This is a genomic window from Hydrogenophaga sp. (assembly GCF_030656115.1).
GTDB lineage: Bacteria > Pseudomonadota > Gammaproteobacteria > Burkholderiales > Burkholderiaceae_C > Hydrogenophaga.
This window is the reverse complement of record NZ_JAUSOO010000118.1, coordinates 38,340-54,173: the sequence shown is the minus strand read 5'-3', so window position 1 is coordinate 54,173 and position 15,834 is coordinate 38,340. Positions and strand designations below refer to the sequence as shown.

The 15,834-nt window shown below is 63.4% G+C and carries 15 protein-coding genes; 8 read left to right on the top strand and 7 right to left on the bottom strand.

The features are described from left to right. A partial coding sequence (locus Q7J58_RS14495) for a toprim domain-containing protein (RefSeq protein WP_304829407.1) occupies positions 1–658 on the top strand: 658 nt, incomplete at its 5' end. Here Q7J58_RS14495 and Q7J58_RS14490 read toward each other — a convergent pair. Genes Q7J58_RS14490 through Q7J58_RS14480 form a run of 3 tightly spaced genes read right to left on the bottom strand, consistent with a single transcriptional unit; the run spans position 655 to position 4,917 of the window. Continuing rightward, complete coding sequence (locus tag Q7J58_RS14490) at positions 655–2,235, bottom strand: Na/Pi symporter (protein ID WP_034112530.1); 1,581 nt, start codon at positions 2,233–2,235, stop codon at positions 655–657. The two genes, Q7J58_RS14495 and Q7J58_RS14490, sit on opposite strands and share 4 nt — an antisense overlap. A gap of 7 nt (positions 2,236–2,242) precedes the next feature. After that, positions 2,243–4,222, bottom strand: a complete 1,980-nt coding sequence (locus Q7J58_RS14485; RefSeq protein WP_304829403.1) for a monovalent cation:proton antiporter family protein — start codon at positions 4,220–4,222, stop codon at positions 2,243–2,245. A 29-nt stretch (positions 4,223–4,251) separates the two neighbouring features. Continuing rightward, a complete protein-coding gene (locus Q7J58_RS14480; RefSeq protein ID WP_304829400.1) occupies positions 4,252–4,917 on the bottom strand; it encodes a methyltransferase domain-containing protein in 666 nt (221 codons plus the stop codon). Between the two features lie 248 nt (positions 4,918–5,165). Here Q7J58_RS14480 and pstS point away from each other — a divergent pair, with 248 nt between their 5' ends. The 7 genes from pstS (at position 5,166) to phoR (ending at position 11,723) form a co-directional block, all read left to right on the top strand. Beyond that, entirely contained in the window at positions 5,166–6,206 is a 1,041-nt protein-coding gene (gene pstS, locus Q7J58_RS14475; RefSeq protein WP_304829397.1) for a phosphate ABC transporter substrate-binding protein PstS, read from the top strand. 130 nt (positions 6,207–6,336) lie between these two features. Continuing rightward, entirely contained in the window at positions 6,337–7,326 is a 990-nt protein-coding gene (gene pstC / locus Q7J58_RS14470) for a phosphate ABC transporter permease subunit PstC (RefSeq protein ID WP_304829394.1), read from the top strand. 1 nt (position 7,327) lies between these two features. Then, on the top strand, positions 7,328–8,182 hold the full coding sequence (gene pstA / locus Q7J58_RS14465; protein ID WP_304829391.1) for a phosphate ABC transporter permease PstA: 855 nt from the start codon (positions 7,328–7,330) through the stop codon (positions 8,180–8,182). 25 nt (positions 8,183–8,207) lie between these two features. Next, on the top strand, positions 8,208–8,984 hold the full coding sequence (pstB, locus tag Q7J58_RS14460) for a phosphate ABC transporter ATP-binding protein PstB (RefSeq protein ID WP_304829388.1): 777 nt from the start codon (positions 8,208–8,210) through the stop codon (positions 8,982–8,984). A 2-nt stretch (positions 8,985–8,986) separates the two neighbouring features. Next, positions 8,987–9,688, top strand: a complete 702-nt coding sequence (gene phoU, locus Q7J58_RS14455) for a phosphate signaling complex protein PhoU (protein ID WP_304829385.1) — start codon at positions 8,987–8,989, stop codon at positions 9,686–9,688. Continuing rightward, a complete protein-coding gene (gene phoB / locus Q7J58_RS14450) occupies positions 9,685–10,410 on the top strand; it encodes a phosphate regulon transcriptional regulator PhoB (RefSeq protein ID WP_304829382.1) in 726 nt (241 codons plus the stop codon). Before phoU ends, phoB begins: the two co-directional genes overlap by 4 nt. Then, on the top strand, positions 10,407–11,723 hold the full coding sequence (gene phoR / locus Q7J58_RS14445) for a phosphate regulon sensor histidine kinase PhoR (RefSeq protein WP_304829379.1): 1,317 nt from the start codon (positions 10,407–10,409) through the stop codon (positions 11,721–11,723). Before phoB ends, phoR begins: the two co-directional genes overlap by 4 nt. Positions 11,724–11,763: 40 nt before the next feature. On the opposite strand, the gene Q7J58_RS14440 is transcribed toward phoR, so the two are convergent. The 4 genes from Q7J58_RS14440 to trxA all read right to left on the bottom strand — a co-directional run bounded on the left by Q7J58_RS14440 (position 11,764) and on the right by trxA (position 15,766). After that, positions 11,764–13,527 carry a hypothetical protein gene (locus Q7J58_RS14440; RefSeq protein WP_304829376.1) on the bottom strand — a complete coding sequence of 588 codons (1,764 nt, stop codon included), beginning with the start codon at positions 13,525–13,527 and terminating at the stop codon, positions 11,764–11,766. A gap of 97 nt (positions 13,528–13,624) precedes the next feature. Continuing rightward, the gene (locus Q7J58_RS14435; RefSeq protein ID WP_034112511.1) at positions 13,625–13,879 is read right to left on the bottom strand and encodes a type B 50S ribosomal protein L31; all 255 of its coding nucleotides are present in this window, start codon (positions 13,877–13,879) and stop codon (positions 13,625–13,627) included. A gap of 78 nt (positions 13,880–13,957) precedes the next feature. Continuing rightward, positions 13,958–15,220, bottom strand: a complete 1,263-nt coding sequence (rho, locus tag Q7J58_RS14430) for a transcription termination factor Rho (RefSeq protein WP_304829366.1) — start codon at positions 15,218–15,220, stop codon at positions 13,958–13,960. A 213-nt stretch (positions 15,221–15,433) separates the two neighbouring features. Further along, positions 15,434–15,766, bottom strand: coding sequence for a thioredoxin TrxA (gene trxA / locus Q7J58_RS14425; RefSeq protein ID WP_304829364.1), 333 nt, complete (start codon positions 15,764–15,766; stop codon positions 15,434–15,436). Between the last annotated feature and the right edge of the window lie 68 nt (positions 15,767–15,834).

The window sequence follows — 15,834 nt, the reverse complement described above, 5'->3', positions numbered from 1 at the left end:
CGCCAAAATGGGGCGCGACAAAGAATGCCAGGCGGTGCTGCCGCTGCGCGGCAAGGTGCTCAACACCTGGGAGGTGGAGCGCGAGCGCCTGTACGCCAACACCGAGATCCACGACATCGCGGTGGCCATCGGGGTCGATCCACACGGGCTGGCCGATAGTCCCGACCTGAGCGGTCTGCGCTACGGCAAGGTGTGCATCCTGGCCGATGCCGACGTCGATGGCGCGCACATCCAGGTGCTGCTGCTCACGCTGTTTTTGCGCCACTTCCCGCGCCTGGTCGAGGCTGGGCATGTGTACGTGGCGCGGCCACCGCTGTACCGCGTCGATGTGCCGGCGCGCGGCAAAAAGCCGGCTGCCAAAGCCTATGCGCTCGACGAGGGCGAGCTCGAAGCGATTCTGGACAAGTGCGCCAAAGACGGGCTGGCGCGTGACAAATGCAGCATCAGCCGCTTCAAAGGCCTGGGTGAGATGAACGCCGAGCAGTTGTGGGACACCACCCTCAACCCCGACACGCGCCGCCTGCTGCCGGTGCGCCTAGGGGCGCTCGATTGGCTGCAGACCGAGGCGCGCATCGGCCAGTTGATGGGCAAGGGCGAGGCGGCGGCGCGCCGGGCGCTGATGGAGCGCGCGGGCGCAGCGGTACCGATCGACGTTTAGTCCTCGGGCTTGAGGCCGGCGTCGCTGTAGGCCAGCATGGTGTCGGCCTTGACCCACTGCTGCAGTAGGCGGCGCAGGTTGCTGAGGTCGTCGAGCAGGGTGTCGGCGCGTTCGGCATCGATTTGGCGCGCCACCACGGCCCCCAGCAGGCTGGCCTTGCCGTGCTGATAGGCGCGCTCGAACTCGGCCAGTTCGACGTCATTGCTGCGGCTGGGCGCACCCAGACAGGCGCGGGCGGCGGTCAGCACCGCTGCCAAGGCCGCCGGTGGGGCGGGTTCTGCTGCGGCCGCCACAAGCCGCTGGGCGCTGGCTACCATGCGTCCGGCTTCGTCGAGGTAGCGGGTGGCGCGCAGACTCAGCGTCAGGTCGTCCGAGACCGAACGCGGCATGCGCTCGACGCGCAGGCTGGCGATGTATTCGGTGATGGCGCTGGCCAACTGGCGCGCCGCCTCGGCGTAGCTGCGGACTTGGCGTTGGTTGTCGAGTGCCGCCGTGGAGACCATGCCGACGGCGTTGCGCAGCCGCAGCAGTTCGGCGCGCACCGCGCCCAGTGCCAGCTCGGGCGAGGCCAGCAGCGTGTGGTCGAGGTGTTGTGGCCGCGCCAACTGGTCTTCGGTGTTGCGGAAAAAGCCTTCGAGCCAAGTCGCCAACCGGTGCGTGAACGGCAGCAGCAGCAGCACCCCCATGACGTTGAACACGGTGTGAAACAACGCCAGGAAGATGGCCGGGTTGTCCTCCAACTGCAGCGCAGTGGACAGCCAATCGATCAGCCACAGCATCAACGGCAGGATCAGCAGCGCCACCACGCCGGTGATGAAGTTGAAGCAGATGTGCCCCAGCGCCACCCGCCGCGCAGCCGCTGAGGCCTTGAGCGCGGCCAGCACGGCTTTGGCTGTGGTGCCGACGTTGGCGCCGATGACCGCTGCCGCCGCCGTGGGCAGGTCGATCAGGCCGCCGGTGGTGGCAGTCAAAATCAAGGCCACCGCTGCGCTCGAAGATTGGGTCAAAGCCGTGACCACAAATCCCAGCGCCAGCGCTGTGGCCCAGTGGGCGGTCAGGCCGCCTTCCAAGGCGCCTTGACCAAAACTGGCGGCGACACCGCCAAACGCCTCTTGCAACAGATCCAGGCCCATGAAGAACAGACCAAAGCCGATCAGCGCGCCGCCCAAGCCCTGATAGCGCTGCTCGGGTGCCAGCAGCCGCAGCGCCACCCCGGTGGCGATGATGGGCAGGGCAAAGGCATTGATGTTGAAGCCAAAGCCGATCAGGCTCACCAGCCAGGCCGTCATGGTGGTGCCGACGTTGGTGCCAAAGATCACTCCCAGCGCTTGGCGCAGGTTCATCAGCCCGGCGTTGACGAAGCCGATCGTCGCCACCGTGACCGCGCTCGACGACTGCACCAGCGCCGTCACCATGGCGCCGGCGGCCACGCCGCGCAGCGGGGTCGAGGTCCAGCGCCCGAGCAAGCGCTTGAGCCCGCTGCCGCCAAAAGCCTTGAGGCCCTCGGTCATCATCAGCATGGCGAACAAAAACAGCGCGAGGCCGCCTACGGCAAGGGTGAGGTGGTGCAGGTCCATGGGCGGATTATTGTGTCAAATGCGCCTCGACCCGAGCAAGTGCCTCGGGTGGGCCAAACAGCACCACCACGTCGTCGCATTGCAGCTCGAGCGCGGGTGGGGGGTGCAACAGGCGTTCGCCAGCGCGCAGCACGGCGGTGATTTCCACCCCGTCGGCGTCCAGCCCCAGTTGTTCGATGCGCTGGCCCACGGCGACACAACCCAGCGCCAGCGGCACCGAATGCAGCCGCGCCTGCGCCGCCTCGGTGCCGGACCAGGTCGGATCTCCCTGGAACAGCTCGCGCAGCAGCCGGTAGCGGTCGCTGCGCGCCTCGCGCAGGCGACGCAGCACGCGCGTGACCGGCACATCGAGCAGCGTGAGCGCGTGCGCCACCATCATCATGCCGGCTTCCAGCGTTTCGGGCACCACCTCGGTGGCACCGGCAGCGCGCAGCGCCTCCACATGGGATTCGTCGCGCGTGCGCACCATCACCGGCAGCTCGGGGCGCTGGGCGCGCACCTGCTGCACCACTTTGAGCGCCGTCGCCGGGTCGTCGTAGCTGATGATGAGCAGGCGCGCGCTGGCCAACCCGACGGTTTCGAGCACGCCGGCTTCGGCGGCGTTGCCGTAATACACCGGCTCGCCGGCGGCGTGGGCGGCGCGCACCAGCGCTGGGTCCAGGTCCAGCGCCACGTGCGCGATGCCCTCGCGCTCCAGAAAGTTGGCCACGCTCTGGCCGATGCGGCCGTAGCCGCACAAAATTACGTGCTGCTGCAGCTTGGCACTGGTGCTGGCATTCGCGCTGGGCGCGGGCAGGGCCGAGCCGGCGGCGGCGCTGCGGCTGCTGCCGGGGCCGAGCAAGGCGTCGCTCAAAAACTGGTTGTGGCGGATCAGGAACGGCCCTATCATCAGGCTCAGCAGCACCGAGGCGAGCGCGATCTGAGCCGTCGGGTCGTCGATGCCGCCGCCGGCCAAGCCCAGCGCCAGCAGCGCAAAGCCGAACTCGCCCCCCAGCGCCAAAATGAGCGCGGTGCGCAAGGCCGTGCGGCGCTCGATGCCAGCGGCCAGCACCAGCGCCGCCACCAGCGCCACCTTGATCGCCAGCAAAGCCAGCGCGCCCAGCAGCGCCCAGTGCCAAATCGGCCACAGCGCCGCCGGGTTGATCAGCATGCCGATCGAGACGAAGAACAGGCCCAGCAAAACGTCGCGAAAAGGCCGGATGGTGGACTCGATTTGGTGCCTGAACTCGGTCTCGCCCAGCATCATGCCAGCCAAAAAGGCGCCAAAAGCCAGCGACAGGCCCAAGCTGTTGGTGATCGCCGCCGAGGCCAGCGATACCAGCAGCACCGTGAGCGTGAACAACTCGGCCGAGCGGCGCACCGCAATAGCATGAAACAGCGGCCGCAGCAGCCAGCGCCCGGCCAGATAGACCACGGCAAAAGCCAGCAACGCCTTGAGCAAGGCCCAGCCCAGCGGCTCGGCCAGCGAACCCGCTGCCGCCAGCCCCAGCACCGGGATGACGATGACGAAAGGCACGGCGGTCACGTCCTGGAACACCGACAGCGCCAGCCCGAGGCGACCGTGGCGGCTGTGTTCCTCGCCCTGCTCGATGAGTTGGCGCGCGATGATCACGGTCGAAGACTGGGCAAACACCGCCCCGACGATGAAGGCCGCCACCGGATCCAGCCCCAAGCCCCAAGCCAGCAGCGCCACCACCGCTGTGGTCAGCACCACCTGCCCGGTGCCGAGCCAGAGCACGCTGTGGCGCAGCGCATAAATTTGCGGTAGCGAAAAATTGAGCCCGATGGTAAAGAGCAGAAAGACGATGCCGAACTCGGCCACCAAGCGGATGGTCTCGGTGTGGCTGATGAGCCCAGCCACATAGGGCCCGAGCAGGGCGCCGACGGCCAGATAGCCTAGGCTGGCTGGGATGCCGATGCGCTGAAACAGGGCCACCGCCGCCACGGCAGCGGCCAGCAGCGCCAGCAGTTCGAGCAGCGGCGTCAAGGTTTTGGCGCTTGGTTTAGCGCTTCAGTTTAGCGCTTGACCCAGCGGAACACGCGCATCGGCGGCAAGTTGCGCCATTCCCACTCAAAGCTCGGCTCGCCCATCACTGGGCTGGTGTAACTGGCCACGTGGGCGCGGAACTGGTAGGCCACGAAGCGCCCCCCGGGGGCCAAGTTGGACTGGATGGCCGCCACGATGCTGTGCGCAACCTCGGTCGGCAGGGTCGAAAACGGGATGGCCGAGACCACCGCATCGGGTGCCGGCAGGCCCCAGCGCTCCAAGTGCTGCCCGAGGTCGGCGGCGTTGCCTTCTTGCACCAGCAGCCGCGGGTCTTGCACGCGCTGGCGCAACCGGCTTGAGAATTCGCGGTTGAGCTCGATTGCCAGCAGCCGGGCTTGCGGGTTCATGGCGCGCAACAGGGCACGGGTGCTGCCGCCCGTGCCTGGGCCCAGCTCAACCACGCAACGCGCGCGTGACAAATCGGTGGCGCGCACCACGCCTTGTTCCAGCCAAGGTGAACTCGGCACCACCGAGGCCACCGACATCGGTTGCGCCATGAAGCCGCGCAGAAACGCCAGCGCGTCGGCCAAGCGCGAGTCATCGCGCGGGCTCGACTCACTCTGAGACTCCTCAAAAGGGTGGCTGGCGGCGACGCTGCGCGGGGGGGCGTTGCGTTCTTTATGATTGATCGGCACTGGAGCTCCTGGGGAGTGGTCAAAGGAAAGGCCAAGCCATGAACCGACGGCTTGGCGACAATGGCGCTACTGTAACCCAGTCGCGCAGACCTTTCATGCAAGTGTCACACGAGAATCCTTGGGGAAAACCACATGCGGCGGCTTGGCCCTGCCTGGTTTTCGCCGATTTTTCAAGATACTGTCACAAAACTGCAATAATCTAGGCATACGATCGGTCTTGCTTATTAACCATCCCTCTGAGGAACCCGATGAAACGCACCTTTCTGAAAACCGTGGCTGCCACCGCTGCACTGGCTATGACCGGCGGCTTTACCAAACTGGCCACGGCTTCGACCATCATCACCGGCGCCGGCGCCTCGTTGCCGTTCCCGATCTACTCGCGCTGGGCCGAAGCCTACCGCGCCGCCACCGGTGTGCGCTTAAACTACCAGTCGATCGGTTCCTCGGCCGGTATCCGCCAGATCCGCGCCCGCACCGTGGCCTTTGGCGCCACCGACGCCCCCGTGGCCGGAGCCGAGCTCGAGCGCGACGGCATGGTGCAGTTCCCGGCCATCATCGCCGGTACCGTGCCGATGTTCAACCTCGAGGGCTTCCGCCCAGGTGAAGTGCGCATCACCGGCCCCATTCTGGCCGATATGTTCATGGGCCGCATCGTCAACTGGAACGACCCGCGCATCGCCGCCGTGAACCCCGGCCGCACCTTCCCGAACCAAGCCATTACCGTGGTGCACCGCGCCGACGGCTCCGGTACCACCTTCAACTTCACCGAATACCTTGCCGCCGTCAGCCCCGAATGGGCCAGCAGCGTGGGCCGGGGTGCCACCGTGCGTTGGCCCGCAGCTTCTTCCATCGGTGGCCGTGGCAGCGAAGGCTTGTCGGCGATCGTGGCGCGCACCCGTGGTGCCATCGGCTACGTCGAGTTTTCTTACGCTCGGCGCAACAACATCCCGCACATGCAGATGCAAAACGCCGCTGGCAACTTCGTGCAGCCTGACGACCGCACCTTCTCCGCCGCTGCAGCCGGTATCGACTGGTTCAGCGTGCCGGGCATGGGGGTCTCGATGGTCAATGCCGCCGGTGCCAACGCCTGGCCAATCGCCACCGCCTCATTCATCCTGATGTACCGCCAGCCAGCCAACGTGGCCGAAAGCAACGCCGTGCTGGCCTTCTTTGACTGGGCCTTCCGCAACGGCGACGCCATGGCCGTTGAGCTCGACTTTGTACCGATCCCCGACACCTTGGCCGATGCCATCCGCACCCGGGTCTGGAACCTGATCCAGCGCACCTGATGTGCACTGTGCCCCAACTGTCGGGGCCTTAAGCAGCACCCGCCGCGCCGGCTTATTCGGTCGGCGGGTCTGTTTTTGTTGAGTATTGATAACAATTGGCGTCTGTTCTACTATCAGCCAAACCTCACCTATGGACCCATCCTTTCAGTCTCCCGACATGGGCTCGCCCCATGTGCTTGCCATAGCCAAGCGCCAGCGTTTGCAAGACGCGGTCTTTTACCGGCTCTCGCAGGCATTTGCCTTGCTGGTGCTGCTGGCCCTGATCGGCATCATTGTCACCCTGTTTATCAATGCCTGGCCAGCATTCCAAACTTTTGGCTTTGCCTTCATATGGACGGCCGAGTGGGACGTGGTCAATGAGCAGTTTGGCGCCTTGGTGCCCATCATTGGCACCTTGGCCACTTCGATCATTGCCATGTTGATCGGGGTGCCGCTGGCTTTCGGCATTGCGCTGTTTCTGACCGAAACCTGCCCGGTGTGGTTGCGCCGCCCGCTGGGTACGGCGGTCGAGCTGCTGGCCGCCATCCCCTCCATTATTTACGGCATGTTTGGCTTGTTTGTGTTTGCGCCCTTGTTTGCTGATTATTTTCAGGTGCCGGTGCAAGAGCTGATGGCCGGTATGCCGATCATCGGCTCGATCTTTGGCGGCGCCCCGAACGGTTTGGGCATCTTGGCGGCGGGCATTATTTTGTCGTTCATGGTGCTGCCCTACATGGCGGCCGTGACGCGCGACGTGTTCGAGGTGGTGCCGCAAATTTTGCGCGAATCGGCCTACGGCTTGGGCAGCACCACCTCTGAGGTGGTGCGCCATGTGGTGATGCCCTATGCCTTCAAGGGGGTGGTGGGCGCGGTGATGCTGGGGCTGGGTCGTGCCTTGGGCGAGACCATGGCCGTGACTTTCGTGATTGGCAACGCGCACCGCGTACCCGAAACCCTGTTTGCGCCCGGGGCCTCGATCACCTCGACGCTGGCGAACGAGTTTGCCGAATCGTTCGGGATGCACATGCACACCCTGTTCGCGCTTGGCTTTTTGCTCTTCATGCTCACCTTCGTCGTGCTGGCGCTGGCGCGCTTGCTGATTGCACACGTCGAAGAAGGCAAGGGCAGCAAAGGATACTGAAATGGAATTCAATCAAGCCCTCTACAACAGCCGGCGGCGCAAAAACGCCGCCATCATGGGTTTTTCCATGGTGGCCTCGCTCATAGGCCTGTCGATCCTGCTGTGGATTTTGTACGTGCTCTTTTCCAATGGCTTTTATGCCATCGACTGGGCGCTCTTCAGCGAAGACACACCCGCCCCCGGAACCCCGGGCGGCGGCTTGCGCAATGCCATCGTGGGCAGTGCGCTCATGGTGGGCAGCGCGGTGCTGATCTCCACCCCGATCGGCATTCTGGCCGGCATCTATCTGGCCGAGTTTGGTGATGCCAGCAAAGTCGCCAGCGTCACGCGCTTTGTCAACGAAGTCATGCTCTCGGCGCCATCGGTGGTGCTGGGCCTGTTCGTGTTTGCCGTGGTTGTGATGAACATGGGGCATTTTTCTGGTTACGCCGGCATGGTGGCGCTGTCGCTGATTGCCATACCGGTGGTGATCAAAACCACCGAAAACATGATGCGCATGATCCCGGGCAGCTTGCGCGAGGCCGCCTTTGCTTTGGGCGCACCACACTGGAAAGTGGCGCTCACGGTGGTGCTGCGTGGCGCTCGCGCCGGCGTAATCACTGGTGTGATGCTGGCCTTGGCGCGCATCAGCGGTGAAACCGCACCGCTGTTGTTCACGGCACTCAACAACCAGTTCTTTACCCTCGACATGAACGGCCCCATGGCCAACCTACCGGTCTGGATTTACCACATGGCCATGAGCCCGTTCGATAACTGGAACGAGCTGGCTTGGGGCGGCGCGCTGCTGATTACCCTAACCGTATTGGCCATCAACATCACGGCGCGCATCGTGTTCCGTGAGCGCGTCAAGGTTTAAATTCCTTTATCTCCTAAGATTTATCATGAGTGAATCCGCAGTCAACACCAAAAACGCCATCGAGGTGCGCAACCTCCAGTTTTATTACGGCAGTTTCCACGCCCTCAAATCCGTCAACCTCGACATCGTCGAGGGCAAGGTCACGGCCTTTATCGGCCCATCGGGCTGTGGCAAATCCACGCTGCTGCGCACCCTCAACCGCATGTATAGCCTGTATCCGGGGCAGCGCGCCGAAGGGACGATTGGTTTTTATGGCCAGAACATTCTAGACCCCAAGCAGGATCTGAACCTGCTGCGCGCACGCATCGGCATGCTGTTCCAAAAGCCTACGCCATTCCCGATGTCGATCTACGACAACATCGCTTTTGGTGTCAAGCTCTACGAAAAGCTCAGCCGCGCCGAAATGGATGAACGCGTGCAATGGGCGCTCAGCAAAGCTGCGCTTTGGACCGAGGTGAAAGACAAGCTCAAACAAAGCGGCCTGAGTCTTTCTGGCGGGCAGCAGCAGCGCCTGTGCATTGCGCGCAGTGTGGCGGTCAAGCCCTCGGTGCTGCTGCTCGATGAACCCACGGCCTCGCTAGACCCGATTTCGACCGGCAAGATCGAAGAGCTGGTGCACGAGCTCAAGAAAGACTACACCATTGCCATTGTCACGCACAACATGCAGCAGGCCGCGCGTTGCAGCGATTTCACCGCCTACATGTACTTGGGTGAACTGATGGAATACGGCGCCACCGAGCAGATTTTCTTCAAGCCCAAGCGCACCGAGACCGAAGACTACATCACAGGAAGGTTTGGTTGATCATGAGCGACAAGCACTTTTCTACGCAGTTCGAATCCGAACTGGCCCACGTCACGGCCCGCGTGCTCGAAATGGGCGGGGTGGTGGAATCTCAATTGCGACAATGCATCCACGCGCTGCACCATTTGAGCACCGAATCCACCGGGCAGGTGCTGGAAATCGAGAAAAAAGTCAATATGTTCGAGCTTGAGATCGATCACGAGATCATCTCGATCATGAGCCGGCGCCAGCCCACAGCACGCGATTTGCGTTTGTTGATCGGTATCTCGCGCGTCATCACCAACCTCGAGCGGGCGGGCGACAAGTCGACGCGCATCGCGCGCATGGTCGACAAATTCATCCAATCCGGGGCGCCGCGTGTGCTGCCCGTCAAGTCGCTCGGTGCCAGCGCCCAGTTGGCTGCCTCGCAAATTCACCGGGCGCTGGATGCCTTTGCCCGCCTCGATGTCCAAGAAGCGCTGGCCGTGATCAACGACGACGACCAGCTCGATAGCGAGTACGAGGCCTATTTCCGCCAGATCAGCACCTACATGATGGAGGACTCGCGCCTGATCGGCAGCAGCATCCACCTGATGTTTCTGGCCAAGGCCATCGAGCGCATCGGCGATTTGGCAAAAAATATAGCCGAGGCCACGATTTACGTGGTCAAAGGAGCCGATGTGCGCCACAGCACCGATGAAGAAAGAAGGTCGGTGCTGCAATGAGAAAGCTGCCGCGCGTGCTCGTCGTGGAAGACGAGGCGGCGATTGCCGAGCTGATCGCCGTCAATTTGCGCCACAATGGCTTTGCGCCCACGGTGGTGTACGACGGCGAAGCGGCGCAGCGCGAGGTGGACGCGGTCTTGCCCGATGTGATTTTGCTCGACTGGATGCTGCCCGGCGAAAGCGGGGTGGCGCTGGCCAAGCGCTGGCGCCAGCAAGAGCGCATCAAAACGGTGCCCATTATTATGCTGACGGCGCGCACCGAGGAATCCGACAAGGTGCAGGGGCTGGACGCCGGGGCCGATGACTACATCACCAAACCCTTTTCTACGCAGGAACTGCTGGCACGCATCCGAGCCGTGCTGCGCCGCCGCGCCCCTGAAATCGTCAACGATACGGTGCAATTGGGTGATTTGTCGCTCGATGCCTCGACCTATCGCGTCACGCTCAGTGGCAGTGAAATCAAGATCGGCCCGACCGAGTTCAAGCTGCTGCACTATCTCATGAAACACCCGGAGCGGGTGCACACACGCGGCTCGTTGCTGGATCGCATCTGGGGCGACCATGTGTTCATCGAAGAGCGCACGGTCGACGTGCATGTGAAACGCCTGCGTGAGTCGCTCGGTCTGGCCGGGGTCATGATAGAGACCGTGCGTGGCGCGGGCTACCGCATCACGGCCCAATCCAGCAGCGCGAGGCCCAAGCCCGACATTGCTGCGGCATGATGCGACGGCTGCTGGAGCTGCTGGCTTGTACGCTGGGGCTTGGCGCGTTGGCGGCGGCCCTTGGAGAGCCTGACGGCTTGGCCTTGCTCGGCAGCGCGGTCGGGGCCGTGCTGTGGTTTGTGTTCGACGCGCTGCGCGCCCGGCGTGTGCTCGATTGGTTGCGCCACGCCAGCGCCGCCACGCCCCCCGATGCGGTAGGGGTGTGGGCCGAGGTGGTCGAGCGCGCCCGCAAATCGTTCAAAACCCTGAACCGCAAGGCGCGCAAGAGCGAAGCGCGCTTGCAGGAATTTTTGGCCGCCATCCAGGCCTCTCCGATTGGCGTGGTGCTGCTCGACAAGTCATCCAGCATCGAGTGGAGCAATTTCACCGCCGCCCAGCACCTGGGTTTTGACACCAAGCGCGATCTCAGGCAACCGATTCGGCACCTGGTGCGCGATCCGTCCTTTATCGACTACCTGATGCAGGGCGACCATTCCGCCTCGGTCGAGATCGATGGCCGCGACGCCACGCCCGGGCACCCGCAGCGCATTTCGATCAATCTCTACCTCTACGGCAAGGGGCGGCGCCTGATGCTGACGCGCGAGGTCACGGCGCTGGAACTGGCCGAGGCGATGCGACGCGATTTCGTGGCCAATGTGTCGCACGAAATTCGCACCCCTCTGACGGTGGTGAGCGGCTTCATCGAAACCTTGCTGACTTTAGATCTGTCGGAACCCGAACGCCGGCAGTATCTCGAATTGATGGGCACCCAATCCCAGCGCATGCAGAGTCTGGTGAGCGATCTGCTCACGCTCTCGCGCCTTGAAGGCAGCCCGGTGCCCGGTGTGGGTGAATGGATCGACGCGCAAGCCATGCTGCTGCAGGTGGTGAGCGAGGCGCAGGCGCTGTCGGAGGTATTGGGCAGCGGTCCGCACCAAGTGTGGGCCCAGAGTGGTCCTGCTTTTCAAATTGCGGGCGCGCGCGCAGAGCTGCACAGCGCCATGTCGAACCTGGTCAATAACGCGGTGCGCCACACCCCGGCCGGTGCCCAGGTGCGCGTGGGCTGGTGCCTGGCCAACGATGGAGGAGCCGAGTTTTATGTCAGCGACGACGGGCCTGGCATCGAAGCCGAGCACCTGCCGCGCCTGACCGAGCGCTTTTACCGGGTGGACCGCAGCCGCTCACGCGAAACTGGCGGCACCGGCTTGGGGCTGGCGATCGTCAAGCACGTGGCGCAGCGCCACGGCGGCCAGGTGCTGATCGAGAGCGTGCCCGGCCAAGGTGCGACTTTTCGCATCATCTTGCCCCCCAGCCGGGTCTTGAGCAGCGATTAGCCGGTGCTGAGAATGGGGTGGGGGGCAGGGGCGCTCGGGGCTACTGTGGCGCAGCGGCGCCGGGTCGGCGCTCGAACACCAGCCAGACATCGCGGTTTTCACGCAGGCGTGGCTCTTCGCGCAGCAACTGCCACTGGCGCACATCGAGCCGCTGGCTCAGCGTAGCAAAACCCTCTGAACTGACCACCAGCCGTGTACAGGATGCGTCGGCCGGGCCGCCGGTGATGCGTTGCACGCGCAAGCCACCGTGGTATTGCAGCGCCGCAATCTGTTCGTGCATCAGGCCATGCACCAGCACACACTGCTGTGCCGGGGTTTGGGCAGCCACCCGTTGACTGATCGGCGCCAGCCCCATGCCGTGGTTGAGCACCGGCAGCCAGAGCGTGAGCAGCAGCGACCAGCACAGCGTGATGCCGCTGGCCGAGAGCACCAGGCTTTTCCAGAGCGCGGGCTGGTGGCGGCCGGTGCGCCACGCGATCACCGCCAGCCAAGCCAGCGTCAGCAGCAGCGCCGGCACAAACCAGTGGGCTTCAAAGCGGGGCACAAAATTGGGCAGCAGTTTGGCCACGTTGGCGGCCGGTTCGGCGGGCACGCCGGTCATCATGGCCAGCCAGATGATCCAGACCAGCAGGGCCGAGACGCTGAACAACAAAATCGCCAACCAGTCGATCAGGGCGGCGACGCTGCGCGTCAGCGTTGGCAGGGCAAAGGCCGCCAGCAGCGCCAAGGCTGGCAGTGCCAGCAGCAGGATGCGGTCGCTGCCGCGATGCACAAAGGTCGCCAGCAGCAGCGCCAACAAGCACGCAGCGGGCAGCAGCAGGTGAGGGCTGCGCCATTGGCGGCGCCACTTCCACAGCGTCCAGGCGGCCAGCAGGGCGCAGGGCCAGGTGAACCAGAGCAACAGGCGCGCCAAGCTCTCCCACGAAGTGGCCAACTGCCAGTGCGCCAACAAGGCCTGCCAATCCAGCCAACCACCCGGCCAGCCTATGGCAAAAGCCACGGCAGCGGCGCCCAGCGCCAGGCCCGCCATGCCAGCGCGCATAGCCAGCGCCCGGCCAGCCTGGGTGTGACTTGCAGCCCCTTCGGTGGCCTTGTCGCTGGACGCGTTGGGCCAGCACCTGCGGGCCAGCTCGCCGCTGAGCAGCAGCAACAAGGCAATGCCCGGCGCGCCGCTCAGGGCCAGACCGAACATGGCCAGCGCCCACAGGCCCAGCGTGGGCATGAGACTATTGCCAAGATGCACACTGCGCGCAAAAGCCGCCAAGGCCAGGGCCACGAAGGCCAGCCGCGCCGCATCGACACTGGATTGGTGCGCCAGCAGGGCCAGCCCCAGGCAGGCCAGCAAGGCCAGCAAGGCGGCGTCGGCCAAGGCGCGCGCGTAGTCAGTAGGGTTTGCCTGGCCGCCAAAGGCAAACACCACGGGTTGTGCACCCGGCAAGCGCGCGAGGTAGTAGGCCGCGTACCAGGTGGAAATGAGGGTCAGGGCGAGCAAGGCCATGAACGGCAACTGGGCCGCTTGGTGGGCCGGCAGCCACGGCAAAGCGTGGATGCTCAGAGCACCCAGCCAATACGGCAGCCAGCCGATGGTTTCAGCGCTCTCGCCCAGCAGTTGCGGCTGCAGCCACTGGCCGGGATGGGCAGCGAGTTCGCGCATCACGCCAAAAGCGGCCAGGTCGGCGTTGCGCCACGGCTCGCGGCCGATAAAGCCGGGCAGGATGTAGAGCAAGCCCAGCGTCCACAACACCCAGCGCGGCAAGCGCCGGGCGGAATGCTGGCTGACGATGGCGGGGGTGGGATGGATCACAGGTGGCAAAGCAAAGCCAAAGCCCTAGACTGTAAGGGCAGCATAAAAAAAGCAGCCTCGCGGCTGCTCTTTCGTGGCGCGTGGATGGCCAGCAAGTTTACTTGGCCGTGCGGGCGTAGCGGTTGCGGAATTTTTCCACGCGGCCGCCCATGTTGTCCACACTCTTTTGGGTGCCGGTGTAGAAGGGGTGCGATTCGCTCGAGGTGTCGAGCTTGTACAGCGGCAGCTCGCGCCCGTCGTCGAGCTTGATGCTCTCGCGCGTGTTGACGCAAGAGCGGATCACGAACTGCTGGCTGTTCGACAAATCGACGAAGCAGACTTCGCGGTAGTTGGGGTGGATGCCGGATTTCATGGCTGGGTTCCTTGAGGGGCGGCGCGGCAGCCATTGTCAGCCTGTCTGACAACACTTTCCGCAAAACCGTGAATTATATCAACCGCCGCGGCGCATGAGGTCGAAAAACTCGTGGTTGTTTTTGGTCTGGCGCATGTTTTTGAGCACCATTTCCATGGATTCGATCTCGTCCATGTTGTACATGAACTGGCGCAGGATGCGGGTTTTTTGCAAAATCTCGGGGGCCAGCAGCAGTTCTTCGCGCCGGGTGCCGCTGCGGTTGAGCTGCACCGCCGGAAACACGCGCTTTTCGTACAGGCGCCGGTCTAGGTGCAACTCGGAGTTGCCGGTGCCCTTGAATTCTTCAAAGATCACCTCGTCCATGCGGCTGCCGGTGTCGATCAGAGCGGTGGCGATGATGGTCAGCGAACCGCCTTCTTCCACGTTGCGCGCGGCGCCGAAAAAGCGCTTCGGGCGCTGCAGCGCGTTGGCATCGACGCCGCCCGAGAGCACCTTGCCCGAGCTCGGCAGCACGTTGTTGTAGGCGCGCGCCAGCCGGGTGATCGAGTCGAGCAAGATGACCACGTCTTTTTTCAGCTCGACCAGGCGCTTGGCACGCTCAATCACCATTTCGGCCACATGCACGTGACGCGCAGCGGGCTCGTCGAAGGTGGAGGCAATCACGTCGCCGCGCACCGTGCGCTGCATTTCGGTCACTTCTTCGGGGCGTTCGTCCACCAGCAGCACCATCAGTTCCACCTCGGGGTGGTTGGCTGCAATGGCGTGGCAGATGTGCTGCATCATCACCGTCTTGCCGCTTTTGGGCGGTGCCACGATCAGGGCGCGTTGGCCGCGACCAATGGGGGCAATGATGTCGATGACGCGGCCGGTGATGTTCTCTTCCGACTTGATGTCGCGTTCCAGCCGCATCTGTTCTTTGGGGAACAGCGGCGTCAGGTTTTCAAACATGATCTTGTGCTTGTTGTCCTCGGGGGGCAAGCCGTTGATCTTGTCGAGTTTGTTCAGCGCGAAGTAGCGCTCGCCGTCTTTGGGGATGCGCACCTCGCCTTCAATCATGTCACCGGTGTGCAGATTGAAGCGGCGAATCTGGCTGGGGGAAATGTAGATGTCGTCGGTGGATGCGGTGAAGCTCGTGTCCATGTTGCGCAGAAAGCCGAAGCCGTCTGGCAGCACTTCGAGCACGCCGTCAGCGTTCACCAACTCGCCGCCTTTAGCGCGCTTCTTGATGATGGCAAACATGAGTTCCTGTTTGCGCATGCGGCCGGTGTTTTCAATCTCAAGGGCTTCGGCCTGCTTGAGGACTTCAGACACGTGCAGTGCCTTGAGTTCGTTGAGGTGCATGGAATTCACTCCAAACAACTCCAGTGCTGGAGTTGAGTCAAAAAAGCGGGGGGAGGGTGCGCCAGCATCCGGTTGGCGGACGGTGTGCGAAATTTGAGGGTTGGTCTCTGTCAGACCAACGGTGTGTCAAATTATGACAGGAAAAAAATACCGCCTTGAAAACAAGGCCCGGGCGTTGCACCCGGACCCTCCTGGCAGGCTATAAAACGCCAGTCAAACCAATTGCTGGTCAATGAAAGCCGTCAATTGGGCCTTGCTCAATGCACCCACTTTGGTGGCTGCCAGTTGACCGTCCTTAAAGAGCATCAAGGTGGGAATGCCACGAATACCAAATTTGGCCGGCACTTCGCGGTTGTCATCTACGTTCATCTTGGTCACTTGCAGTTTGCCGTTGTATGAGTCGGCCACTTCGTCCAAGATGGGTGCAATCATTTTGCAGGGACCGCACCACTCGGCCCAGAAGTCGACCAGCACCGGCGCTTGTGCGTCGAGTACATCGGCCTGAAAGCTTGCATCAGATACGTGTTTGATCAGGTCGCTGGCCATGATTCATCCTAAGAACGTTGAACGGGGAGGTTAAAGTTTGGGCACGCGCATCGGATGGGGAAAACCAT